At 50.9% G+C, this 24791-nt stretch carries 19 protein-coding genes, 2 pseudogenes and 1 riboswitch; of the genes and pseudogenes, 2 read left to right on the top strand and 19 right to left on the bottom strand.

The features are described from left to right. Positions 1-65: 65 nt before the first annotated feature. The 19 genes and pseudogenes from L3D05_RS00485 to L3D05_RS00395 form a co-directional block, all read right to left on the bottom strand. The gene (locus L3D05_RS00485; RefSeq protein WP_239613620.1) at positions 66-4175 is read right to left on the bottom strand and encodes a DUF5695 domain-containing protein; all 4110 of its coding nucleotides are present in this window, start codon (positions 4173-4175) and stop codon (positions 66-68) included. A 258-nt stretch (positions 4176-4433) separates the two neighbouring features. After that, positions 4434-5468 carry a LacI family DNA-binding transcriptional regulator gene (locus L3D05_RS00480; RefSeq protein WP_239613618.1) on the bottom strand — a complete coding sequence of 345 codons (1035 nt, stop codon included), beginning with the start codon at positions 5466-5468 and terminating at the stop codon, positions 4434-4436. 233 nt (positions 5469-5701) lie between these two features. Then, positions 5702-6505 carry a hypothetical protein gene (locus L3D05_RS00475; protein ID WP_239613616.1) on the bottom strand — a complete coding sequence of 268 codons (804 nt, stop codon included), beginning with the start codon at positions 6503-6505 and terminating at the stop codon, positions 5702-5704. Between the two features lie 275 nt (positions 6506-6780). Next, on the bottom strand, positions 6781-7365 hold the full coding sequence (locus L3D05_RS00470; protein WP_239613614.1) for a thymidine kinase: 585 nt from the start codon (positions 7363-7365) through the stop codon (positions 6781-6783). Positions 7366-7496: 131 nt separating this feature from the next. Then, positions 7497-8558, bottom strand: coding sequence for a Gfo/Idh/MocA family protein (locus L3D05_RS00465; RefSeq protein ID WP_239613612.1), 1062 nt, complete (start codon positions 8556-8558; stop codon positions 7497-7499). Between the two features lie 133 nt (positions 8559-8691). Beyond that, positions 8692-9306, bottom strand: coding sequence for an NAD(P)H:quinone oxidoreductase (gene wrbA, locus L3D05_RS00460; RefSeq protein WP_239614723.1), 615 nt, complete (start codon positions 9304-9306; stop codon positions 8692-8694). Between the two features lie 34 nt (positions 9307-9340). Then, on the bottom strand, positions 9341-10408 hold the full coding sequence (locus L3D05_RS00455; RefSeq protein ID WP_239613611.1) for an HD-GYP domain-containing protein: 1068 nt from the start codon (positions 10406-10408) through the stop codon (positions 9341-9343). Positions 10409-10436: 28 nt separating this feature from the next. Next, positions 10437-10808: a response regulator gene (locus L3D05_RS00450; protein ID WP_239613609.1), complete on the bottom strand. Its 372-nt coding sequence runs from the start codon at positions 10806-10808 to the stop codon at positions 10437-10439. Between the two features lie 14 nt (positions 10809-10822). Beyond that, positions 10823-13186, bottom strand: a complete 2364-nt coding sequence (locus tag L3D05_RS00445; RefSeq protein ID WP_239613608.1) for a response regulator — start codon at positions 13184-13186, stop codon at positions 10823-10825. A 197-nt stretch (positions 13187-13383) separates the two neighbouring features. Then, positions 13384-14049, bottom strand: coding sequence for an SOS response-associated peptidase (locus tag L3D05_RS00440; RefSeq protein WP_239613605.1), 666 nt, complete (start codon positions 14047-14049; stop codon positions 13384-13386). A 77-nt stretch (positions 14050-14126) separates the two neighbouring features. Continuing rightward, positions 14127-15143 (bottom strand): adenosylcobinamide-phosphate synthase CbiB, encoded by a 1017-nt coding sequence (cbiB, locus tag L3D05_RS00435; protein ID WP_239613603.1) that lies wholly within the window; start codon positions 15141-15143, stop codon positions 14127-14129. After that, positions 15140-15862 (bottom strand): adenosylcobinamide amidohydrolase, encoded by a 723-nt coding sequence (locus L3D05_RS00430; protein ID WP_239613600.1) that lies wholly within the window; start codon positions 15860-15862, stop codon positions 15140-15142. Before L3D05_RS00430 ends, cbiB begins: the two co-directional genes overlap by 4 nt. Before the next feature lie 28 nt (positions 15863-15890). Further along, positions 15891-16643 (bottom strand): adenosylcobinamide-GDP ribazoletransferase, encoded by a 753-nt coding sequence (gene cobS / locus L3D05_RS00425; protein WP_239613598.1) that lies wholly within the window; start codon positions 16641-16643, stop codon positions 15891-15893. Further along, positions 16640-17194, bottom strand: coding sequence for a bifunctional adenosylcobinamide kinase/adenosylcobinamide-phosphate guanylyltransferase (locus L3D05_RS00420; RefSeq protein WP_239613597.1), 555 nt, complete (start codon positions 17192-17194; stop codon positions 16640-16642). Before L3D05_RS00420 ends, cobS begins: the two co-directional genes overlap by 4 nt. Next, entirely contained in the window at positions 17195-18325 is a 1131-nt protein-coding gene (gene cobD / locus L3D05_RS00415; RefSeq protein ID WP_239613595.1) for a threonine-phosphate decarboxylase CobD, read from the bottom strand. Then, entirely contained in the window at positions 18322-19920 is a 1599-nt protein-coding gene (locus L3D05_RS00410; RefSeq protein ID WP_239613593.1) for a cobyric acid synthase, read from the bottom strand. Before L3D05_RS00410 ends, cobD begins: the two co-directional genes overlap by 4 nt. Further along, entirely contained in the window at positions 19917-20981 is a 1065-nt protein-coding gene (cobT, locus tag L3D05_RS00405; RefSeq protein WP_239613592.1) for a nicotinate-nucleotide--dimethylbenzimidazole phosphoribosyltransferase, read from the bottom strand. Before cobT ends, L3D05_RS00410 begins: the two co-directional genes overlap by 4 nt. 166 nt (positions 20982-21147) lie before the next feature. Further along, positions 21148-21337, bottom strand: a riboswitch (cobalamin riboswitch). A 267-nt stretch (positions 21338-21604) separates the two neighbouring features. Further along, positions 21605-21793 (bottom strand): annotated as a pseudogene (locus L3D05_RS00400) (YiaA/YiaB family inner membrane protein); the annotation flags it as partial. 63 nt (positions 21794-21856) lie between these two features. After that, a pseudogene (locus L3D05_RS00395) lies at positions 21857-22018 on the bottom strand (YiaA/YiaB family inner membrane protein); the annotation flags it as partial. Positions 22019-22297: 279 nt separating this feature from the next. Between L3D05_RS00395 and L3D05_RS00390 the strand changes: the two are divergent. Together L3D05_RS00390 and L3D05_RS00385 are read left to right on the top strand one after the other, a co-directional pair. Next, positions 22298-22765: a hypothetical protein gene (locus L3D05_RS00390; RefSeq protein ID WP_239613590.1), complete on the top strand. Its 468-nt coding sequence runs from the start codon at positions 22298-22300 to the stop codon at positions 22763-22765. 18 nt (positions 22766-22783) lie between these two features. After that, entirely contained in the window at positions 22784-24781 is a 1998-nt protein-coding gene (locus tag L3D05_RS00385) for a helix-turn-helix transcriptional regulator (RefSeq protein WP_239613589.1), read from the top strand. Positions 24782-24791: the final 10 nt, after the last annotated feature.

Genomic DNA, 24791 nt, shown 5'->3' with positions numbered 1-24791 from the left:
CAACGGCATAAATAGCCGAAGGGGTGGCTTGAAAACGAATTTAGCTAATGATTAGGCTTAACCTCTTAAACTCCGTTTACTTTCCAAGATTCGATTCCTGTCGAAGTGGCCGCCTTGGCGGTTACATTCAAACGAATCTTGTTCGTCAATACCGGCGTAAATGTAGTCGTATTGTACTGATTAGCGAGCAGTCCAAGCCCTGTCGGCGAATCGACGTTAACCCAATCCGTTCCGTTCCAGTATTGGATCGAATACGAATCCGGAAGACCGATTCCTTGATCGTCATCGAACCAATATACTTCAATGCTGGATACCGTGTGATCTTGTGCGAAATCATACTGCACCCATTGTGTCGTATTTGGATTGTCCCGATTCCCGTATACGGAATGCAAGCGATCGTTAGAACTTGTAGGCGTATAACCGTCGTTCAGTCCAGTCAAGCTTTCCCCGTTTGAGACGAATGAAGTCGAGGCTGTGCCTAGGGGAGCAATGTCGGACGATGTCGAGGCAATGCCTAGGGAAGAAATGTCGGACGAAGTCCGGCTAGTCGTACTTCCGCTAAACAAAGTGCCGACTTCCGCAGCGCTTAACGCCCTGCTATAGATTCGGAAATCGTCTATTAAACCGTTCAAGTACGGATCGCTGTATTGGGACTTTCCGATATAGTTGAGATTGGTGCTTCCTAAACTAGAAGGCTTCAGCGTCATGCTCGTATTGCTGGCTACTTGCGCGCCGTCGACGTACAATCTTCCGGTAGTACCGGAGAGAGTGACCGCGACGTGTTTCCACACTCCGGTTGGCAAAACGGGCGCATTCAGTACTTGCTCCGCTCCGTTGCCTCCCGTCGTTATCGCGAACCGGAGGCCTGCACCCCCCGCACGCGGCGTGAGGAACATGTACTTACTTGTGCTTGTGCCAAAATCGAATATGCGTGCCCAATCGCTTAGACTATTCACTTTCACCCATGTCGCGATCGTGAAATCGTTCAAATTGCTGACGATCCCCGTCGGCAAGCTGGCATAAGCGTTAGAACCGTTCAAACTTAAGGCATTCCCCGCATGTCCGGCGGCCCATGAAGTCCCGCCGGTCAATACGGCATGATTGCCGTTGCCTGAGGAATCGCTGGCGGTTGTTCCGCTCGTCTCGTTGAACAAATAATTCGCGATGATCTCCGGAACAGGCAATGCCGGGTTTACCGTATGAGTGACCGTAGCCGAAGAAGACAATGCACCGTCGGTTGCCGTCAGCTTGAATACATAAGTGCCCGCTGCGGATACCGTAGCACTCGTACTCAAAGCGCTAGCGTTCGCGATTGTTGCCGTTCCAGGTCCGCTTTGCAAGCTCCAGGTTGTCGTCAAAGTCCCGCTCGGCAAGCCGTCGTCGGTCGCGGTTCCTATCAACGCAACGCTTGCCGGCAACGTAAATGTCGCATTGGAGCCTGCATTCACGACGGGAGCCGTATTCGCGGGAGGAGTTCCCTGCTGAAGCTTCACGTCGTATGTCGCTGCCGTTCCAATACTTAAACTGATCGTCGCTTTATTGCCGCTCGTCGCGTTAAAGCTACCTGCAGCCGTGTTATTCACCAGAATGTTGTACGAGCCCGGCGCAAGCCCCGAGAACGTTACCTTCGTCGTATGCGCAGAACCCGGCGTTGAATTTTTTAAGGTGAAGTTCACGCTGTTCTTGGCGATCGCAACCGTAGCCGCCGTATACTTGTCGCGCTCGAGCTCCATGCCGAACTTCTCCGTGATCAAGTTCAAGCGTTGATATACGCCGTCTTTCGGAATGACGGAATAGTTGCCGCCGCTAGAAGTAACTTCGCAGCCGTAGCAGTATAGTCCGAAGATCGGGTCGATCGCGACATCGGAGCTTAGAATCTTAATCGCTCCGAATAAACCGAGATCCGCTTCTCCAGACATGCCTCTCCAACCGTTCTGCAATGCTCCGCCTCCGACGCCCAAAGCGCCATAATTGCCTTTCTCCGCTTGATAAGTCCAAGCGACCGCGCCGATATTCGCCGGGTCGGAGCTGATCTGCCCGGAATTGATTGCACCTACGTTGGCAATCTTCGCCGCATAGGATAACCGCTGCTCGATTTCCGGCGTCGTAGAGTGATTGCGAATCCAATCATCCATCGCATAACCGGCCAAGGAAACGGTGTATTGAAAGTTCCACCAGTTCTCGCCCGTGATCGTCACCGGATCCGCATAGTAATACCAGATCGGCATCTGTCCGCGTGCTGCACGGGTTTTGGCATTTATTTTGCTTTTCATCGTCGTGTTGTTGTTCATCTTCGCGAGAGTATACACAGCTTCCTCTCCCGTATTGTCATAGTTGTACTCGGATCCGTACGGATAAGTCGTATTCTTGAAATTGTTATACTTCGTCGCCATCTTCGCGATCATATCGTTGGCTTGTGCCGTATAACCTTCGTCTTGCAGAGCCTTAATTATCTCCGGAGTGGTCAGCTCGCCCATTAGCCCTGTATTCCAGTTATAAGCGACAGGACCGTCGTACAACGTTTTGAAGATGTTATATGCCCGTAGCAAGTAGGTATTCTTCGGATTAAGGTAAGTCACCATGTCCGGGTACAACTTGGCGATCTTGTACATGCTGAAATACGTGTTATAAATGTGAGGATAAGCGTATCCTCGGTAGGTCGGCGTCGTGTTCGGAGCAGGCATCAGAAAATCGTAGATGAGGTAATCCGTATGGTTCGTGGCCATGAGCGTATTCCAAATCGCCGTTTCCAAATACTGATCGACCGCCGATATCTCCGATGCGACTGGCGTCTGGACATTCTTCTCCGCTAGGAATTGCCCGTGGGTATATCCCCAATCGTCTCCCCAGCCCCAGTAACCGTTGAATACGTTTCTTTTGGCTTTCGTGTCCATCATCCAATCGTCGAACACTTTATTTTTCACCTGTCCGGGCGCGTTCCATTGCGTACTGTTCACCATGAAGGTCGAATGCCGCTGCAAGGCCGTGTCGATCGGCTCGATCGCGTAAAATTGCAGGACGGTTTTCTCACCGCTACCATAGTTGACCGTAATGTTATTCTGACCAAGATGGCTTAACGTCAGCTCGTATATGTTGTGTCCTCCGGCCGCGGAGTTAAGGAACGTTATCGTCGTTTCGGTCGGATATTGCGCGGTGACGGAAGTGATCGCCTTAGAGGTTCTGAGATCGATCTTCGCCTTCATGTTCGTAGAGAAGATCATTCCGGGAACCGCAGTGACATCGATCAGCCCTTCGGTGTAAAGCTTGTCTTTAACGGCATTCTCATTCGCTACCTTGAAAAATTTAAAAGCGTACGTCTTGCTTTGGTTAGGAGCTAACGTCAGGCTCGTATTGGGGAGGTAGCCCCGGTTCGTGCTCTTAATTACGTTCGAATGGATGTAGAACACGTTCAGTCCCTCGGACCAGCCTCCCTGATCCATCGCCCACTTGCTGCCGGGATGCTCCTCGATCCGCCAGCGATCCTGATATTCGAAGCCGGCTCCCGTCGTCGGATCGGGAATCATCAGCAACGAGGAACCAATTCCGCTTGGCCTTGCGACCGTAATATAAGAGCTGTTATTCCCCACATAGGAATGAGTAAGAACCCGCGTCTCATAGATCTCCTCATTGTTGCCGCCTGACCAAAATTCGTTGAACGGAAGCGGAAGTCCGACGTCTCCGAACTCGATCGTTTGAGTGCTCGTATTCGTGAGATTAATCGACCACAACAAGTAATCGTTCACGAGCGAGTAAGTCTCCACGACCTTGAAGTTTTTGATCCCCTCTGCGTTAGAAGCATTCTGGTACGTTACCGTTACCGTGTTTCCGCTCTGACTCTGGGTTCTGCCATCCGCGGATTTGCTTGTCCATGCATTCGTCCAAGCCCCGCTTCCCAGCTTGTATTTGAACATCAATTCACCGAGCCATTGATGATCGGCCGTATTTTGGTTCGGAGCATTCGTCCCATTCATCACATAGTTCGTCGGGAACGAATCTCCTACCAATTTCAATGAGGTGATCTCCCCGTTCGTACCGGTTTGAACGTTGAAATTGCCGTCCGTGAGCGTGTACGCGGAAGCCATCTTCGGCCAAAAGACGATAAATAAAGCGGTTACAAAAAGTGATGCGGCGAAAATAAAAAATCGATTAGATCTGGGGGCCTCTTGCGTAAGCATCAATAATTCCTCCTTCATAATTGGCTTAGCTTCAGCCGGTTCTCCTCCGTCATGATGTCGATCTACTCTCTAATCCTGCATCATTCGACGAATAGGCAATCACCCCCCTTCTAATTAGAAAAGAACATATCGAGTTGAAACGAATATTGGAGCCTTGTTCGAGGAAAAGGGGACGATGATTAGCGGCGAATAAAGGGGGGACATTCCGGCTATTGTAGAAATCTAAACGTTTAGATTTTTCTTCAAAAAAATCTATCGTCACCTAGGGGCATCGACAGATTCTCTTTCGATCAACTTGCACACGGGCATCGGCTTCCGCTCGACTTGCTCCCCTTTGATCAAGAGGGCAAGCGATTCCATCGCCTGGAACCCGATTTCGTGAAGCGGCAAATCCATTGTCGTAACACGGGGGATTAAATAATCGCTGAACTCCCGATTGTCAAAGCCCATTACAGATAAATCTCTCGGGATTTGAACGTTCATCTCGTCGGCCGCTCGCATGACCCCTACCGCCATGACATCGTTCATCGCCAATATCGCGGTTGGACGTTGCTCAAGCTCCAACAACTCTTTCGCCAATCGATAACCGGATTCCGCTTCCCAGTTTCCCATCTTGATCAATTGCGGGTCGAATGGCAATTCGTGTTCGGTCACCGCTTTATAGTAACCGTTAAATCTGAGCCGGGATGGAATGGAGTCCATCGTCCCGCTAATAATCCCGATGCGTGTATGTCCCTTCTTCACCAGGTAGGTCATGGCCTCATAAGACGCCTGCTCATCGTGATACTGAATGGAAATGTCGCTCTGGGTGTAGCAATACGCATAGACAATCGGTTTGCCCGACGTATCGATCAACCCCGTTAGATCGCGGGGATGAACGCCGATATAGACGATCCCTTCGACTTGCTTGCTGAGTAGCTCCGAGACGGCATTGTTCGCATAGTGGCGATAACTGTCCGTTTGGTCGAAGTTACGTCCGATTCGCTTATCGAGACGAAGGTTCGTCAATAGAATATGCATGTCCATCTTGTCCGCGCAGTCGTTGATCCCGTCGATGATTTCGGGCACGTTGAATACCGTTACGTCTTCGGCAATGACGCCTATCGTATTGGTACGTTTCCGTTTTAGGCTTTGCGCCGCGTTATTGGGCTTGTAATTCATTTCTTCGATTACGCGCATCACGCGTTCCCGGGTGTTGAGCTTCACATTCCGCGTACCGTTGAGCACGTAAGATACAGTTGCGGTAGACACGTTCGCTCTTGCCGCGATTTCCTTTATGCCGACCTCTGACAAACTTACACCTCGTTTATCTAAACGTTTAAGTGTTCTATTAATTTTGTTATAGCATACTATTATTTCTTGTTGCAATCGCTTTTATTGTAAAATAAAAGCGATTTTTGTCGATATAAGCAAGAATAGTTCAAGTCGAGAACTTTTCACGCCATCCCGTTGTCCTAAAACAGCACAAGGTGCCGCTATTACGATCAAAAACTCGCTAAAACTCTGAATAATGGCATGCGAGGCCGTTATTGTCTAACTTTCTTCATCCAGTCAAGCCTATTAGGTTTCCCTATTGTAAGGGAAATGAAGGCACTTTTTTGGCCCTCGTGCTCAAAGCGAGGTTGTTGCGGCGCAATGAAGGTACTTTTTTGGCCTTCGTGCTTCAAGCGAGGCTGTTGCGGCGTAATGGAGGCACTTTTTTGACCTTCATGCTTCATGCGAGGTTGTTGCGGCGCAATGGAGGTGCTTTTTTGGCCTTCATGCTTCATGCGAGGTTGTTGCGGCGCAATGAAGGTACTTTTTTGACCTTCATGCTTCATGCGAGGTTGTTGCGGCGCAATGGAGGTGCTTTTTTGGCCTTCATGCTTCATGCGAGGTTGTTGCGGCGCAATGAAGGTACTTTTTTGACCTTCATGCTTCATGCGAGGTTGTTGCGGCGCAATGGAGGTGCTTTTTTGGCCTTCATGCTTCATGCGAGGTTGTTGCGGCGCAATGAAGGTACTTTTTTGACCTTCATGCTTCATGCGAGGTTGTTGCGGCGCAATGGAGGTGCTTTTTTGGCCTTCATGCTTCATGCGAGGTTGTTGCGGCGCAATGAAGGTACTTTTTTGACCTTCATGCTTCATGCGAGGTTGTTGCGGCGCAATGGAGGTGCTTTTTTGGCCTTCATGCTTCATGCGAGGTTGTTGCGGCGCAATGAAGGTACTTTTTTGACCTTCATGCTTCATGCGAGGTTGTTGCGGCGCAATAAAGGTACTTTTTTGGCCTTCATGCTTCAAGCGAGGTTGTTGTGGCGCAATGAAGGTACTTTTTTGGCCTTCGTGCTTCAAGAGTGGCTATTTCGGCGCAATGAAGGTACTTTTTTGGCCTTCATGCTTCAGGCGAGGTTGTTGCGGCGCAATGAAGGCACTTTTTTATGTAAGGGAGTGTTGTTTGTAAGTGGTGAAGACCTAATTAGTAACCACTCTATGCCGCTATTGCAGACAAACACTCGCTAAACCACAAAATAGCAGCACGATTTGCCGCTATCACCCTCAAATTTACGATTTTCGATATGCGGGTACAAAAAAGACAGGGGCAACCCCCCCTGTCTCTTCATTCACCTTTACTTCTGTTTGAAAGCCTCGTTATAGCAACGCCGGCACACCGGCTTATAATCCTCGCTACCGCCGACTTGAATTTGTTCGCCCTCGTTCACGGGAACGCCGTCTTTGAAACGGATCACCATCGTAGCTTTGCGATCGCAGTACCAGCATATCGTTTTGATCTCTTCGATCTTGTCCGCGTAGACGAGCAAATTGTAGCTTCCTTCGAAGAGCTCGTTCTGAAAATCGTTTTTCAGTCCGAACGCCATAACCGGAACGTTCAACTCATCTACGACGCGAGTTAGCTCCACGATATGGTGTTTCTTTAGCCATTGCGCTTCATCCACGAGAACGCAGAAAAAGCGGCCCGAACCCGACAGTTGGGTTTTCACGGACTCATATAAATTGGTGTTCTCACTGACGGGAATCGCCGGACGCGTGAAGCCTGCTCTTGATCCTACCCTGTCGGATCCGTTCCTCGTATCGATCGCAGGCGTAAATATCAGAACCGGTTTGCCTTGCTCTTCATAATTGTGGGCGACCTTAATAATTTCGAATGATTTGCCGCTGTTCATCGTGCCATATTTGAAATACAACTGAGCCAATGTGCTACCTCCACAACGATGATAATAGTTAGCAACCATTATACAATAGTTCATGCGGCAACAATAGACGGAATTTGCTAACATTCGCGCAAACGCACATCTTGCAAGTCGGTGAAAACCGGGAAAATCATCTACACTTCTGTTCCTGTTTTCGCCGAGTCCATCATATCCGTGATCCTGATCTTCTGGCCTGATCTGGAGCTCTCGATCGCGCCTAGCACCATCGCCATGCTGTGGATGTTATCTCGGCAATCCGTCTCGGACTTACGGCCTTCCGCAAGGGCAGCGAACATCTCGTCCAAGCCGCTTTCATGAAACGGCTTCGTTTGCTGCGGTACATCGATATCTATCCGAACGTAATCGCGGATGAAGTTCTCCTCTTGATTACCCGGTGCCACCGCTTCGACATAAGGGGAATTCACTCCATCCCAGATAGCCGTCCCCTGCTCTCCCGTCACGCGCCACGAAGCTTCCCATGAAGTCGGAGCTCCTTCGGCGCACCAAGACCCTCTATAACAAAATACAGAGCCATCGGACATCTCGAAAATGCAGATTGCCGCAGCTTGTCCGGCATACCATGATCCGACGGGGTTGAATTCTTGGCAATATACGGATACCGGGTCTGCGCCGAGAATAAGCCGTGCTTGATCGAAAGTATGGATAGCCATATCCAATAAGAGCGGGCTGTCCATCGCATCGCGAAATCCTCCGAAATGGGGGCCTAAGAAGAAATCCGCTCCCGCATAACCCGGTTTGCCGATCGTGCCGGACGTAATCAATTCCTTCAAGGCGCGAATTCGACCATCGAAGCGCCTATTTTGCATGACGTTATGCGTACGCCCCGTCTCATCGGAGATGGCGATGATGTCTTGGCATTCCTTCAATGTCTCGGCTAGCGGTTTCTCTGCGAACACATCGCAACCAAGCTTCATTGCCGTAGAGCTAATCTGATAATGGCTCGCCGGAATCGTAATATCGAACACGAGGTTAGCCCCCGTTTCTTCAATCGCCTGCTGAATATCCGTGAAGGTCTGGCAAGCGAGACCATGTCTGTCCGCCATCGCTTGGGCAAATTCCTGCTTAATATCGATTAATGCCACGATCTCCGCATCGGATCGCCCGATGGCGTATTTTACCCAAGTGTTTGCCATGTTTCCGCAGCCTGCAACCGCGATTCTATATTGGAAGCTCATTCGTTATTTCTCCTCTGCCTATGACTGATGGTATGAATAATACCAGTGTACATCTACGAACAAATACGATTCAACTTAAAAAATGCCGAAACCGTTGCACTAAGCAACGATTCGGCATTGATTATCGAAATCTTTATCCCTGCAGCCCCTTCTTCACCCATCCCGCTACCGTCGCCGTTCGTTTACCTTGATGAATGACGGCCGCCTGAACGTCCTCGACCATTTTGCCTGACTGATCGACGGTTACGCTCGTCCCGTAAGGATTTCCTCCCGAAGTAAACGCGGAAGGGTCGGTGTATCCCGGAGCGGCGATAATTCCGCCCCAATGGTAGATCGACGTGTACAAAGATAGAATAGTCGCCTCTTGTCCGCCATGCGCGTTACTAGCGCTTGACATGGCGCTAACGACTTTGTTCGCCAGCTTGCCGTTAAACCATAAACCGCCTAACGTATCGAAAAATTGCTTCATCTGGGACGGCAAATTGCCGAATCGGGTCGGTACCGAGAAAATATAAGCGTCCGCCCATTCTAAATCCGCATTGGTCACCGTAGGAACGTCTTTCGTTGCGTCCACATGCGCTTTCCAACCCAGATTGGCGGCGATCGCTGCTTCGGGGGCAAGCTCGGGTACCTTCAATATTTTCACTTCGGCTCCCGCTTGCTTGGCCCCTTCTGCAGCCCACTGCGACAGCTGATAATTCGTTCCGGTGGAACTATAATAAATGACCGCGAGTTTAACATCCGACAGGGGGACCATCTCCTTGAGATTTAGTGCGTACCCCTTAAGAATGCCCTCCGACGGCCTGAAAATATTCACAAGTCGTCTCGTTGTACAACTGAAGGAAAGCATCGACGATTCGCGGTTCGAAATGAAGCCCACGCTGTCTCTCTACTTCGGCAAGAGCTTCCTCGGATGTCCAAGCCTTTTTGTAAGGGCGCTCGTGCGTCAAAGCATCGTAGAAGTCCGCAAGCGCGACGATTCTCGCTTCAATCGGAATGTCTTCGCCCTTCAAGCCGTGCGGATAACCGGTTCCATCCCACTTCTCGTGATGCGATCTCGCGATAATGCCGGCCAACTTCAATACATCGAAGTAGCTACCCTGCAGAATTCCTTCCCCTATTGTCGTGTGGGCTTTCATCCGCTCGAATTCATGGGGCTCATACCTGCCCGGTTTCAAGAGCAGGTCATCGGGTATTCCGATCTTGCCGATATCGTGCAGCGGGGCCGCCTTGCGAATCAAAGCAACATGTTGTTCGGGAAGCCCGATTTGGCCTGCGATCAGCGCCGACAGCTCCCCAACCCTTTGCGTATGCTGACCGGTCATGTCATCCCGGTATTCCGCCGCACGCCCTAGCACCTGCAAAATTTCGAACTTCGCGAGCTGCAGCTCATTCGTCCGCTTTAGAATTTTCTCTTCCAACGTACTATTGTTGTACCGAAGCTCCAGATGAAGAAACCGCGTTCTTAACAAGTTGTTGATGCGAAGAATGACTTCCCCCCGGTCGTAAGGCTTCGTTAGAAAATCGTTTACCCCTGCAAGCAATCCTTGCTGCCTCGCTTCGGGGGTCATATCTGCGGTCAACATCAGCACGGGCAAATAACCCTCGATACCGGAACGTTCGCGAATCATCTTCACCGCTTGTAGCCCGTCCATGCCGGGCATATGCAAATCGAGAAGGACGATATCCGGTTCTACTTCCTTCAGCATAAGCTCGATACGTAGCGGGTCCATCGTGCTATGAATGTGTGTAAAGCCGGCTCGAACGAGAATTCGTTCCATTAGGCTTATGTTATACTCTTGATCGTCCACGATTAATATTTTCGCTATATGAAGCTCGAGCTTATCCATCGTACTCTCACCTTTCCTCAATGCCTGTTCACTTCTTATTGGCCAAAGCCGATTCCATTTTCTCCAGCAACCTGCTAAGCTCGATGGGCTTCGTATCGAAATCGTCGCACCCGGCTTGAAATGCTTTTTCTTTATCTCCCGCCATGGCATGAGCGGTTAATGCAATTATCGGAATTCCGTCCGTCTCCGATGAGCTCTTTAGTAATCGCGTCGCTTCCCAACCATCCATGACCGGCAAACTCAAATCCATCAGAATCAAGTCCGGACGTTGCGCTATGGCAAGCTCGACGCCTTGTTGGCCGTCTTCGGCAACAAGGATCCGATAGCCCTTGCGAATGAGCCGTCGGGACAACATGTCCCGGTTTAATTCGTTGTCTTCGACTAGAAGTACGGTATGCATATCGTCCATCCTCCTTAAGCGCCTGTCATGAACTGGCGAATTTCGGTCAACAACGATTTGTGATCGAATGACCCTTTCTGAATAACGCTCTTCACGTAACCGTTCAATTTCAAGCGGTCATCGGTAGTAATCGACTTCGCGGTCACGACAACGATCGGGATCGAACTCCATACTTCCTGCTTACGCAGAGCTTCTACGAATTGAAAGCCGTCCATCTCCGGCATCATTAGATCGAGCAAGATCAATGACGGGGCTTCCTTGGCCATGCTATCCAAGGCAAGACGTCCATTAGGGGCCTGCCTCACGCTATACCCTTCTTTATGCAACAGCCTTGTCATAAGATCGCTAGTCGTCGCATCGTCCTCTATGACGAGTACGGAATGATCCTTTTGGTTGGAAATATACTTGTCCATCACCGCGATTAGCCGCTCTTGTTGCAAAGGTTTCGTTAGAAACTCGGAAGCCCCGAGCGAGTATCCCAATTGCTTATCGCTTGTCATCGACATGATGACGACAGGAATATCGGCTAGCTCCGGATCGCTCTTAAGCGCCGTAAGTACGCTCCAACCATCCATGCTCGGCATGAGAATATCGAGGCAGATCACTTTGGGACGCAGTTGCTTCGACAGCCTGATTCCATCCTGACCGCTTTCCGCGAACGCCAGCGTCCAGCCTTCCTTAGCCAGATAACTTTGCAAAATCTGTTGATTGATCGGCTCATCGTCGATTAGGAGAATGCTCACTTGGCTCGCATCGACTTGATGATCCTCTATGTCCCTCTCCGTTAATTCCGTTGAGGAGGACTCTCCAGGTGGAATGACGGGAAGCCAAAACTTAAAGGTGCTCCCTTGATCCGGCTCGCTTTCGACGCTTATGTCGCCGCCCATAATATGACAGAAGCGTTGGCTGATGGCGAGTCCCAGTCCCGTGCCTCCATACTTGCGTGTCGTGGACGAATCCGCCTGCGAGAAAGGCTGGAACAGCTTGGCGACTTGGTCAGGCGACATGCCGATTCCGGTATCCTTCACGCTGAAGCCGAATCCGTCTCTTCCTTCGTTCTTCTGGCTTACGACCTCGAAAGCAATCGTCCCGTTCTTGGAAAACTTGCTTGCATTGCTTAGAAGGTTGATCAGAATTTGCCTTAGCTTCGTCACGTCGACGATTATCTCTCCGGTCGCGAACCGGGTACTTAATTGATTTCCATTCGCTTCGACAAGCGGTTTGACGGTAACAATGACGTCCTGTAGCAGCTCCGACAGCTGGCAAGGCTCGAAATACAGATCCATCTTACCGGCTTCGATTTTGGAAATATCCAAGATATCATTGATCAGCGCGAGCAGATGCCTGCCCGATTTGCTTATTTTCCCTAGATCTTCGGTGAAGGTCGGTTCCCCTAGCTCTTCCGCCTCTTCCTTAAGCATTTCGCTGTATCCGATAATCGCGTTAAGCGGAGTCCTAAGCTCATGGCTCATATTGGCCAGAAACTGGCTTTTGATCATATTGGCTTGAATCGCCTCATCATGGGCTTTCTCCAGTTGCGCCGTGCGCTCCGCCACAAGTGCTTCCAAATTTTCATTAAGCTCCCGAAGCTCTTGGTTAATGAAATAAATTTCGTTCTGTTTCTTCTGGAGCTCCGAATCCTTGTGGGAGAAACGCTTCGAGATGAATATCCCTAGCAGCGACAACCCTAACGTAAATAAAGTGCCTCCGGCAATAAAATACGCCAACCATTTCTGATCGAGGATCATGCCGCTGGACATCAGCGACTTACCGCCCAGATGAAAGTGGCTAGCCGTCATGCCCGTATAGTGCATCCCGACGATCGCAGCTCCCATGATCAATCCGCTGCCAAGCTTCTTCCATACTTCGCCGCTCCCTACTTCCTTACGGAAATAGAATGCTAGCCATAAAGCCGCTACGGAGGCGATAATCGCAATGACAATGGAAAGTATGAAAAAGAACGGATCATACGTAATATCGATCTGCATGGCCGCCATTCCGATATAGTGCATCGCAGAAATACCGGTAGCGAGCAATAGCCCACCTCCAAGCAAACTGCCAATCGTTAGCCGCCCTCGGCTAACTACATATAAGGCGATAAAAGAGGCGATAATCGCCACGAGTACGGACACGAAAACGATAACGAGATCGTACGCGACCTGAACATGCAAGGAGAAAGCCAGCATTCCGATGAAATGCATGGACCAGATGCCCATTCCCATCGCCACAGCACCGAAAGAGAGCCACAACCAACGGCTTCTTCCCGTCGTCTCGGTCACCCTTCCCGCTAAATCCAAAACCGTATATGAAGCCATAACAGCTACGATATACGAGAAAATAATTAATAAGTTGTCGTAAGAACCATGGACGTGCTCCATATCGTTACCTCTCCTTTTCCAGCACATCGAGTACGATTTCCTACGTAATCAGCTGGAAATATTTTCGCGAGATTCAATCCAAATTGAACCATAATTATCGTGTTTAATCAACAAAATTCGACTTCTTCCGTCACTACCCGCATACAAAAAATGCAGCTTCCGCCCTGAACTGGCGTAGCTGCATTTGTGTTTCTTCGTTAAATTTTAACCAAAGCCAACGACGGATGAACCTCCTCGATGCAATCCGGCGTTTCCCAAGCCGCATTCTCGACGAACGGCGTAACCGGATAGGTTCTGAAATCGGCATCCGGTAACGCCTGAAGCATCGATTGAAGCACATCCGTCCGGGTTTCCTCCGGATTGAGCCATAGCTCTAACGATTCGTCGTCCAGAATGACCGGTAACGGTTGTCCCGTATCGAATGAGGTTCCTCGGGTAATGACGGTGCACATCGGAAACTCGTTCTTGTCCGAATCCAACCATACGTCGTAAATGGCAGGCATCGCGAATATGGATTTGTTCCGATCTACGACCCTCCACGCGCTTCTGCTTTTCCCTTCCTGCTTCCATAGATAGAATCCGCTGCATGGAACGACGCATCTCTTCTTCGTCAGCATCGAGAGCAAATATTTCCGATCTCTTAACGTATCGACGTTGGCATTGATCGAATTTTTGCCCCAATAAGGCATGAGCCCCCACCGGTGTTGATTCAAACAGCGCTCATCCCCGATCTGTTGAATGATAGGGATCTGTTGGGTTGGCGCTATATTGTATCGAAGCAGATAGGGGACATGGACGCGATCGATCCGAAAATTTTCGGTTAAATCCGACAGTTCCGCCGTTAGCGAGAAACGATTACACATGGTTATCAGCCCATTTCCACGAATTTACTCGTAAACAGTGTGGGCGGATAACAGGAAAATTATGTAGATAACATTCATTAAATTATTCTATGAAGCTGAGTAGCAAGCATCGCGACAAACAATGCGAACAACGCCGAACTTACGTACATGAGCCTAACTGTCCAACGAATATGCTCCGCTTCAAGCGGTTGCAGGGGCTCTCCCATTCTGGCCCGATCGGAAGCAACGCCTTTATAATAATTAAGGCCTCCGAGTTGAATGCCTAACGCACCCGCTACCGCCGATTCGGGAAAACCGCTGTTCGGACTTGGATGAAGACGGGCAAAACGAGAAACGGTGCGCAGAGGCCTTCTGAACGGTAACCGTAATACGAAGCTCGCACTCGCGATGAACAAAGCGGACAGTCGCGCCGGAATCCAGTTCGCCAAGTCATCGAACCGCGCGGATGCCCAACCCAGATGAAGGTATTTGTCGTTCTTGTATCCCACCATGGAGTCTAGGGTGTTCGCTGCCCGGTAAGCCATCGCTAGGGGGGCCCCGCCGATAAGCGCGAAGAACAGCGGCGAAAGAATCGCGTCGACGATGTTCTCCGCTACGGTTTCTACGGCGCCGCGCGTAATCTCGCCCTCGTTCAAAGACTCCGTATCGCGGCCGACGATCATAGACAAAGAATAACGGGCTTTCGGCAAATCCCCTTGCTTTAGTAGACGGTAGATTTCCATTCCGGCATCCGCTAACCCTTTGGTCGCGATCGTCGTCGAGATCAGCCAGGCCTCAACCGCATAGGCGAGCCACGGATGAATGCGGCCGAGTAACTCCAGCACCAACCATACAAGGGCGAAGGACCCTCCTACTAACACGATCGGATATCCGATACCAACCACCTTAAGCGCTCGATTAGCCGATTCCGTATCTGAAGATCCTGCAGAACCCGTTAACTTTTGAAACCCTCTCCATCTGGCTATATGCCGCATAGGCTGCTCCAGCTTACGGATCGCATACCCCATCCCGACTACCGGATGAGGGATAGCCCTCGGGTCGCCTATTAGCAGATCGATTGCATAGGCTGCTAGAATAATGGCTGCTTCGATCATGAGGCGTCTTCTCCTTGCGTCTTTACCGCTTCGTGCACGGTCGCATAAACTAAACGGCCGATGGCGTTGCCGATCGTCGTAGCCGCCCCCGCATATCGATGTATCGGGATATAAGAATCCGATTGGCTCACGGCGACAAGCACCGTATCGGTTGTCGTGCCCGTTGCAATGCAATCATAGCTATAATCTTTAATTGTTAGATCGTCTAGCGCCGCGCTTTTGGCTTCCGTTGCGCTTATGACCGCATTGACCATCGCGCTTGGCGTCATTCTGCCTTCGACGAAGATCATGATATTGACGGTCCCTGGCGTATACGCGGAGAAAGTTTTTCGGACAAGTCCGGCTCTTGCCGCGTTTCCGGTGCCGGCCGATGCACATACGAGCAGCTTAAATTCGTCTCCGATTTCCTCGGCGAACGAAGTGTGCGTAAGATGCGCCGCGGTCTGCAAGCCTATTGCCGACTGAATCGGATATCCCCACGTCTTCAACTCGTCCGCCATCATCGCTTCGGGATCAGAACAATCGTAGCTTCGGGGAACCTTCCAATTCACGAAATGGTTACCGTTGCTGAATCCTCCGTTATAGGGCGCATTGCTGAGAACTTCATAGGCGATCTCGCTTTGAATGAGCACATGATCTCTATCATGCTGAATCCGTAGCTCCGGCCATAGCGGGGAACGATAGATCGTAGCGGTAGTGTCGCGAAAAGGTTGGCTCATGTCGGTCTCTCGATCTCCTGTTCCGTTATTAAATAGGATGGTTTATTAAAATAAGGTATAGCAAGAGGACGAACGTCTCCATCGCTTCGACCATCGCCCCGTAACCATCGCCGGTAAAACCTCCCAGCTTGCGGACGATCGATCGTCCGAATAGCCAAGCTGCAACAAGCATGCCGGCGAGCACCGCTGCTCCGTTCCATCCGGCAACGAAATACGCGATCACGAGAATCAGAATCAGATTCAACGACAAGCTCCAACTGTTGACGCCCTTCCTCAAGCCGCTTCCTAACCCTTGCGCCTGAATATAGGGGAATACATAAATCGCCCCAAGAAGCGCAAACCGCGCCATCGCGGGAACGAACAAGAGTATGCCTAGCTTGTCTTGGATAGCCAATTGCTGCAAGGCTGCGACCTTGAGCCCGATGAGCACGATTGCCGCGACTACCCCCATCGCTCCCACTCGGCTGTCTTTCATAATCTCGAGCATCCGCTCCCGGCTTCGATGACTGCCTACTCCGTCCGCTAGATCCATCCAGCCGTCAAGATGGAGAGCTCCCGTTAAGTAAATCCATGAAGCGACAATCACCACGGCGGCAACGGTGAAACCGAGCTCGCCGAAGCCAAGCTGGGCAACCCAGCTCACGAGCCACAAAACCGCCCCGAGCAATAGTCCGACTAGCGGATAATATCGCGGGCTATTGTCCCAGCCTTTCGTCGTCTGCGCTCTCGCCGGTACGGGAAATCGGGTCAAGAAGCCCAGCGCCTGCCAGAATGCGTTCATCCCTTCAGCCTCCAAGGTAAGCCGCTAATGACGGCAATGGCTTCATCGGCCTGTTCAGCCAACCGTTGGTTCGCTTCGCCGATCACATCTTGATACCAACGGCCCAGCGGGGACATCGCAACGCCGCCCCAGCCCACTTCATCCGTAACGATAATGGCCATTCGGAGGTTGGAATGCTTTAGTTCGTCTAAATACGCTTCAATTTGCGATTGAACAAACGATGTCGTGCTTCTGTCCCTGCATTGCTCCTCCGGAACGGCCATCAACCGATTCCCGATCCATGCCGATAACGTATCGACAAGGACGACATCGTAATCGCGATAAGATGCTGCGCTTAATTCATCCGGCGCTTCCAGCGTAGCCCAAGATGAAGGGCGACGAAGCTGATGAGCATCGATTCGCGTATTCATTTCGCCATCCGAACGCATACCCGTAGCTACGTACAGAACCTTAGCTTCATTAGGAAATAGGCCGGATTGCTCTAGGGCTAGCTTCTCGGCATAAGCGCTTTTGCCGGAGCGGACGCCCCCGGTAACCATGAACAGCTTCATTTACCGTGACTCCTTCCTTATCCGATCGACATCCTGGAATGCTTGCAATAACCGCTCGTTATCTTCTCTACCGCGCACCGCGATGCGGATATCCCTTTCCGTCAAGCCCTCGTACATGGCACAGCTTCGAATCATGACCGCTTTAGGCCCTAAAGCTTGCTGTAGCAAGCTTGCCGTCCAAGGTTCGGCAACCCTGACCAGTAGGAAGTTCGCTTCTCCCGGCCACACTTGCCATCCTAGCCGATGGGTCAATTGCTCCTGCAGAAATTTCCGCTCTACCCCAATCAGCTCTCGCGTATGCGCTTCATACGCGGCTACCTCCGGTTGCAAGCAAGCTTGCCCGGCCAGAAGCGCCAATCCGTTGACGCTCCAAGTCACTTGCTTGCGCGCCATCCGCTGAATGAGCCGAGGCTCAGCGATAGCGTAACCTAAGCGTAAACCGGGAATTGCATAAAACTTCGTCATAGAGTGAATGAGAATCACGTGCGGGTAGTTTGCCAGCTCAGGTAATAGCGTCTCTCTCTGATCGGGCGCAATGAAATCAATAAATGCTTCGTCCAAAACGATATAGGTGGAGCATTGCTCCGCTCTTCTAGCGATCGTTCTCAGCTGCTCCAACGAATAGGTGAGGCCCGTCGGATTGTTGGGTTGTCCCAGGAAAAGCAAATCCACTTCGGATAGAAGCGGCAACAAGTCGGCAATATCCGCGCGAAAGCCGATTTCTTCCTTGCCGATGACCGTTAATACTTCGGCACCATAATCGTCCGCTAACTGAGCGTACTCGGAGAAGCAGGGGGCAACAATGCCGACTTTATGAATATCCAAGCCTAAGAGCGCTAGCGCCATGCATTCCGCCGCGCCGTTTCCGATTAAGAGGTTGTCCGTACTGACGTTGAGCTTGTCGGCTAACAACCGCTTAAGCTGACGATGAGCCGGATCGGGATAATTAACGATGGAACGGAAAGCGTCATTCAGGGCGTCCATCACTTGAACGGGCGGTCCTAAAGGATTAATGTTCGCGCTATAATCGAGCCAAGCGTTCGCTTGAATTCCGAAGCGGCTAGAGGCTGTTTCGATATCTCCTCCATGCCCGAAAGGCTCAAGTTCGCTTGTCGTATGATTGCCGCTCATTGATCGGCCTCCTCGTTCGGATTCATAATTTTATAGACGAGCTGAAGGTTAATATGCTGGCGAACATGATCGGCTAAGCGATCAAATTCGGCCTTCCTTAGAAGATTGAATCGCAGTTCTACTGCGAGAGGCGTTAAACCTTTATCCACGCGTATCGCGTTAAGCCAGTTGCGTCTGAACTCATCGTTATGCATAATGCCGTGAATGTACGTTCCCCATACTTTGCCGTCCGTAGAGCGAGCGCCTTCTTGATGAGGCGGCTCCTCTGTCGTTCCCCGTAAGATTCCGACCGTCATCGGATGCTCGGTCTCGAGCAGGAAAGAAGTTCTCCCCATATGGATTTCATAGCCTTCGATTAAGAAGCTCGTACGTTCACTATCGTTCGCCGCTTGTTCGTTAGATAGCAGCCAACCTACCGCTTGTCCTGACACTCTCTCGGTTTTCTTGTCGGTCGCGAATACGGTTTCCATAGGAAAGAAACCTAATCCAGGCAAGCTTTCGTTGTCCGATTCGATGCGATTCGGATCGCGCAATTGCTGCCCGAGCATCTGGTAACCGCCGCAAATTCCGGCAATCCATCCCCCTCGCTCTTGATGAGCCCGAAGTAATGGTTCTAGTCCCATTTCACGAACAAACAGAAGATCCTCCGCCGTGTTCTTGCTACCCGGGAGAATAACCACATCGGGCGTCCCGAACTCCTCGGGCCTCGTGACATAACGAACCGAAGTATCCTGCTCGGCGATGAGAGGATCGATGTCCGTAAAGTTAGCGATTCGCGGAAATCGAATGACCGCAATATCGAGCAATTCTCCGTTTGGATGCGGTGCTGTCGCGAGCTTCTGGATCGACAAAGAATCTTCGGACTCCAATTTCAAGCGATCGATATGGGGAATGACACCAAGCACTGGCTTGCCCGTCCGCTGCTCAAGCCAATCGAGTCCAGGTTGCAGCAAGGCGACATCCCCGCGAAATTTATTAATGAGGAAACCTTTCACTCGCGCCCGTTCGTCCGGCTCTAGCAATTCCATCGTGCCGACGATCGAAGCGAATACGCCTCCGCGATCGATATCCGCCACGAGAATGACCGGAGCGTCCGCCCAGCCTGCCATTCGCATGTTCACGATATCGCGGTCCTTGAGGTTGATTTCCGCCGGGCTGCCCGCGCCTTCTAGCACGACGATATCGTGCTCCAACCGCAACCGATCGAGCGCTTCGCGCGCAATCATTCCCGCTTCGGCCAAATACTCGTGCCGGTAGCTATAGGCATCCATCGTGCGATAAGGCTTGCCATGCACGACGACTTGAGATGCGCGATCCGTCGTCGGCTTGAGAAGAATCGGATTCATATCCGTCGTAGCCGGAATACCGCAAGCATCCGCTTGCATCCCTTGGGCTCGCCCGATCTCTTTGCCATCCGGCGTTACGTAGCTGTTCAACGACATATTCTGAGATTTATAAGGAGCAACGGACAAGCCGTCTTGAACCAAAATTCGGCATAATGCCGTCGTGATGATGCTTTTGCCGACATCCGATGCCGTGCCTTGGATCATCAACGTACGCGCTGGGCGTACTCCCGCAAACGGTTGTAACGTCATGATTGCGATACCCCGGCGCTCTCGAAGGTTGCCATTTCGCGCATGATCTTGCCTGCCGCGTCAATGAAGTGGAAGCACAGTACCGCTCCTGTACCTTCGCCTAATCGCATATCCATCTGTATCATCGGGGACAACCCGACCGCTTCAAGCATACGGGTATGGCCTTGTTCGAGCGACATATGCGAAGCGATCATATAGTGTATCGATAATGGAGCTAACCGGCTGGCTACTAACGCGGCCGCGGAAGAGATGAAGCCGTCGATGACGACGACGGCCCGATTCGCGGCTGCGCCGAGGATGACGCCGACGAGGCCGGCGATCTCCAGGCCGCCGAGCTTCGCGAGGACGTCCAGCGGATCCGCCGGGTCGGCGGCATTGACCTGCAGCGCGCGTTCGATGACGCTGCGCTTATGGATCAGGCGGGCATCGTCGATGCCGGTGCCGCGGCCAACCGCTTGCTCAGGCGACAACCCCGCCAGAGCGATCAAGATGGCGGCGCTCGGCGTCGTGTTGCCGATGCCCATCTCTCCCGTGGCGAAGACGCGCGTTCCGTTCGCGGCAAGCTCTGACACGAGGTCATAGCCAATTTGGATGGCTAGGACCGCTTCTTCGCGAGACATCGCCGCCCCGCGGGCGATGTTAGACGTGCCTTTGCGGACCTTGCGCGACACGAGATTCGGGTGCGCGAGGTCCGCGTTTACTCCGATGTCGACGCAGACGACATCGGCTCCCGCGTGGCGGGCGAGCACGTTTACCGCCGCGCCGCCTCCAAGGAAGTTGAGCACCATCTGCGGCGTCACTTCTGCCGGGAAAGCGCTTATGCCCTCTTCGCACACGCCATGATCGCCCGCCATGACGATTACCGCTTTGCGCGACAAATCCGGCAAGCCTTCGCCGGTTATTCCAGCAGCCTGCTTAGCGACGGCTTCCAGCTTGCCAAGGCTTCCCGGCGGTTTGGTTAAGCTGTCTAGCCGGCGTTGCGCATCTTCCATAGCTTCTTGATCTAAAGGCTTAATGGATTGGATCATATGTTGGATTTTTTGCGGGATATTCGCGCTCATAGATGATCTTCCTCTCAATATTAGTGAAGAACAACAGAAACAATCTAACAAAAGAAAAACCCCTGCCGTAGCGATACGGACAAGGGGCAGCAAACAGGGAAATGGTTATGAAGTCATGGAATAAGAAAGTTTCCCAAGTGAGCCGGATCCTTATCCGCGAAGGATTTCGTCTGCTACACCTTGGGCAGGTCATCTGACTAATAGGAGATTGCGGATCTCTCGTTATCTCAACGTAGGAACGTCCATCGGAGATCCATCCTATTTCACAGTGGCGGGACCGTGCCGGAATTGCGCCGGCTTCCCTTTTAACCTTGCCGCTAGCTAGCGGGAAGGCACCCTGAGGCTTAGAAGGCTATTCAATTCTGACAAGCTATCAATCACTTGGAATTATAGCCCTCGCAGTCCATGAATGCAACCATAGTTATAGTAGAAAGGTGTAACCAAGAAACGATTCGGAAGTTGCACTCTTTCGCACTATGGCTCGCTCCACGTTCTGTGAGTTACTTAGGCGCACTCCATTTCGGTTTCACCGGACTACACAAGCTTTTGAGTTAACAACGCAAACATCCTTCTCGCGCAGTTAGCGCGGGAAGGATGTTTCACGGACGTTGTCGAGGTTTAGCTTAATTCTCGTAAGGCGCATTGTTGAGCTTGTCTTCCTCGTTATCGCGGATTGTTTTCTGCAGGACTAGGCTCGTGACGATAAGGAAGGCGGCTCCGATTGCGTAATATCCGATGACGTAGAAGGGTTCTTCCAGCGTTGTCAGCCCGATGAATTCGAAACCGACCGCAAGCACGAAACCAACCCAAGAGAGAAAAGTAAAGGCCGAAGTATTCCGTCTGCGATGATGCATGTTTTGTTCCCGAAGAAATTGATCCTCGTCGTTGTCCCGAATGACCTTCTGCAACACGAAAGATGTAATGATAATCAAGATGGCGACTGCGGCGTAATATCCTCTTACGGAAAGAGGCTGTTTCAAGGAATAAATCCCCCCGAACTCAAACCCGAACGCGAGAATAAAAGCTCCCCATGCCATAAAAGTATAAGTAGGTGTATTTCTGCGGCGGTAAAAGTTGTTCAAACGGCTCGGTTGGTTATTTGCAGGCACTGTCGGATTTGAAATGTTGTTTTCCATGTTAAGTCCTCCTAGGGATGAGTGCTTTAATCTTGCTTGGTGTTAATGCAATCATAAGATGAGAAGCGTTAACCGAATAGTACTAACTTTTTATGGTACCCGTTGGTCTAACGTTGCTTTAACTTCGATTTTTTGATACGATTTGTATCATAAAAGTCCATTAAAGACAGGAGTGAATCCATGAACCCGGTTACTAAACGAGGAGTTCTCGTCCTCTTCACCTTACTGTGCATCGTCCCTCTCATCGGTTGCAGCAGCTTAGCAAGCTTGCTGGATTCCGACAACTCGAAGCCTCCGGCACAATCCGCTCTCGCAACCTCTCAAGCTTCGGAGCTACCTGCGGATTTACCGAAAGATATTCCGATTGTAGACGGTGCTAAAGCGATTACGGCCGTTCGGACGGGAGACGGAGTGACCAAAGGCAATGGATTCTATCAACTGTCATTCCGAGTAACGACCAGTTTAGTAGAAACAGCGTCGCTCTATCGCAACAAACTCGCCGAATTGGAGTATGACTACGTAGATGAACCCGTAGCCGATAGCGTCTCCTTAACGGGCAATACACCCTCTTGGAACTTCTACCTCACGATTGCCAAATCCACGGAAGTGAAAGGCGAAACTTCGGTCACGATCTCTTATTCGAAATAAGTTAGGATGCGATGGCGAATGGAGCAACGGCTTCTTGTCGGCCGTGTTAAGGAAATCGGGCTATTCCTCGAGGAAACGACGGCCGCCCCCTCTCGAAGAAGAATATTAAACATATACGGCAACGGCGGGATCGGCAAAAGCTATTTGCTAGATGAGTTCCGTCGGCTTTCCGTTAATGCCCGCATCAAGTTTCTTTTGCTTGATATCCCCATCTTCACTCGTAATCCTCCCGAATTTTGCCTGCATCTTCTGCGATTGCTCCGCTATCCTGTCCAGTCTATTGAAAGAATGGCCGACCTTAACCTGCTTGTTCGCCTCTGTTTGGAAGAAATTCAACGAGTTTCCGAACTGAACAAGCTTATTCTCGCATTGGATACTTTCGAAGAGGTAGGCGATATGGAGCCCTGGTTGCGAGAGCATTTTATTGACCGACTTGCTCCCGATGTACTTGTTGTCATTTCCGGCCGAACTCGGCTTCAAGAAGCTTGGTTCTCTCCCGAGCGGAGTCATCAGATTTGTTCCCTGCCGCTTAGCGGTCTCGATTACGATTCCGTGAAACAGTACTTGGAACGATCCGGTATTTATCAAGCGGAAATCATCGAGCAGATTTGGAAAAGAACAGGCGGCCATCCGTTAACCCTATCGATGCTCGTAGCCACGACGTTTGCCCATAGTTTGCAGGAAACGTCATTTACGGAGGAGGATATTTTCGCCCCTATCGTTCATATATGGTTAAAAGAAGTACCCAACGCCCATATGCGCGAACTTGTCGAAGCCGCATCGGTATTGCGCCACTTTAATTACGAAGCCCTTTCCTTCGTAATCGGGAAGGACATTAAGACGGAACATTTCGGGAGGCTTGTCGGGTATTCTTTCGTCCGGCAGGTGGAACGCGGCTGGCAGCTTCATGAACTAATGCGAAACGCGATCAACGACAGTTTGAAGGTGCTCGATCCGACGTGCTTCGATCATTTGCGAAAACGCTGCATCGTTTATTATTACAACAAAATCAAACAATCGGCGAGAACCAAGTCCGACGCTTGGGAAAATGCCGAATGGTTTTATTACATAGGAGATAAGCTTATCCAGTCGTTCTTCTTCCAACCCTCGATTACATTCAGCGTTGAGCCCCTCTCGCAATCGAATCGAGCCGAAGCGGAACATTACATTTTACAACGCCATGCAACCGCTAAGGAATCACGGATCATCCATCCGAATCCCGAGACGAACGAACCGGCGGAATACATCATGACAGCCCAAGATAGCCTGTTCGGGTTGAAGCATATCGATCTGGAGGAACTAACCGAGCTGGACCGGAATTTCGTGAAGCTCACCCGGAATGCCCAAGGAACGATCTGCGGATTATCGGTCATTATCCCGATCAATGAATATACGCTGGATTACTTGATATCCAAACCTTTATCTTCGGCTTATTTCAGCCAGCTTCCCGAATCCGCAATCAACGACTTCAAGGTTCCCCGAACATCAAGAGCAGGATATTTCATTAAGACGCTAGACACCTACGATTTCGCCGATCCGACAATGCTGCAATCCTCAGGCATAACCTTTATTACCCATATGTTATCTTCAGGGTTCGTCGTTGCTTCGCCGCCGCCACATCCTTTATCGTTTGCGATCTTTAAGAGCCTTGGCTCCGAGGTTGCCGACGTCGTCCACTTTGATTACGATGAACGAACGCCCGCTCCGATATTCATTATGGACATCCGTGGAAACAAGCTTCACGAATTTCTAATTAAAATGGTCACCTCTCTCGGACTAGTGAAGGAAGAAGAGCTCGATAACGAGCGCGAGTTCTCCCTGACGAATCGCGAGCGGGAAGTGATTGAGCTGTTAATGAAAGGCCTATCGAACAACGAAATTGCTAAATTCCTATATGTTAGCGAAGCGACTGTCAAAAGACATCTATCGAACGTATTTCGCAAACTGCAAATTAAGAACCGCGTGCAGTTGCTCAACAAATACGCCAGTCTACAACTTTCGGATACTATTCATTGAGACCAAGTCG

It is taken from the genome of Cohnella mopanensis (assembly GCF_022352055.1).
Lineage (GTDB): Bacteria > Bacillota > Bacilli > Paenibacillales > Paenibacillaceae > Cohnella > Cohnella mopanensis.
The sequence above is the reverse complement of the archived record's forward strand: the minus strand, read 5'-3'. Positions and strand labels throughout refer to the sequence as shown.

Coding starts and splice junctions, on each gene's coding strand:
- L3D05_RS00450 (WP_239613609.1), bottom strand. CDS start 10,808: ATGCATACCGTACTTCTAGTCGAAGACAACGAATTAAACCGGGACATG.
- L3D05_RS00385 (WP_239613589.1), top strand. CDS start 22,784: ATGGAGCAACGGCTTCTTGTCGGCCGTGTTAAGGAAATCGGGCTATTC.
- L3D05_RS00445 (WP_239613608.1), bottom strand. CDS start 13,186: ATGGAGCACGTCCATGGTTCTTACGACAACTTATTAATTATTTTCTCG.
- L3D05_RS00390 (WP_239613590.1), top strand. CDS start 22,298: ATGAACCCGGTTACTAAACGAGGAGTTCTCGTCCTCTTCACCTTACTG.
- L3D05_RS00485 (WP_239613620.1), bottom strand. CDS start 4,175: ATGCTTACGCAAGAGGCCCCCAGATCTAATCGATTTTTTATTTTCGCC.
- cbiB (WP_239613603.1), bottom strand. CDS start 15,143: ATGATCGAAGCAGCCATTATTCTAGCAGCCTATGCAATCGATCTGCTA.
- cobT (WP_239613592.1), bottom strand. CDS start 20,981: ATGAGCGCGAATATCCCGCAAAAAATCCAACATATGATCCAATCCATT.
- L3D05_RS00420 (WP_239613597.1), bottom strand. CDS start 17,194: ATGAAGCTGTTCATGGTTACCGGGGGCGTCCGCTCCGGCAAAAGCGCT.
- cobD (WP_239613595.1), bottom strand. CDS start 18,325: ATGAGCGGCAATCATACGACAAGCGAACTTGAGCCTTTCGGGCATGGA.
- L3D05_RS00455 (WP_239613611.1), bottom strand. CDS start 10,408: ATGGATAAGCTCGAGCTTCATATAGCGAAAATATTAATCGTGGACGAT.
- L3D05_RS00440 (WP_239613605.1), bottom strand. CDS start 14,049: ATGTGTAATCGTTTCTCGCTAACGGCGGAACTGTCGGATTTAACCGAA.
- L3D05_RS00430 (WP_239613600.1), bottom strand. CDS start 15,862: ATGAGCCAACCTTTTCGCGACACTACCGCTACGATCTATCGTTCCCCG.
- cobS (WP_239613598.1), bottom strand. CDS start 16,643: ATGAACGCATTCTGGCAGGCGCTGGGCTTCTTGACCCGATTTCCCGTA.
- L3D05_RS00465 (WP_239613612.1), bottom strand. CDS start 8,558: ATGAGCTTCCAATATAGAATCGCGGTTGCAGGCTGCGGAAACATGGCA.
- L3D05_RS00410 (WP_239613593.1), bottom strand. CDS start 19,920: ATGACGTTACAACCGTTTGCGGGAGTACGCCCAGCGCGTACGTTGATG.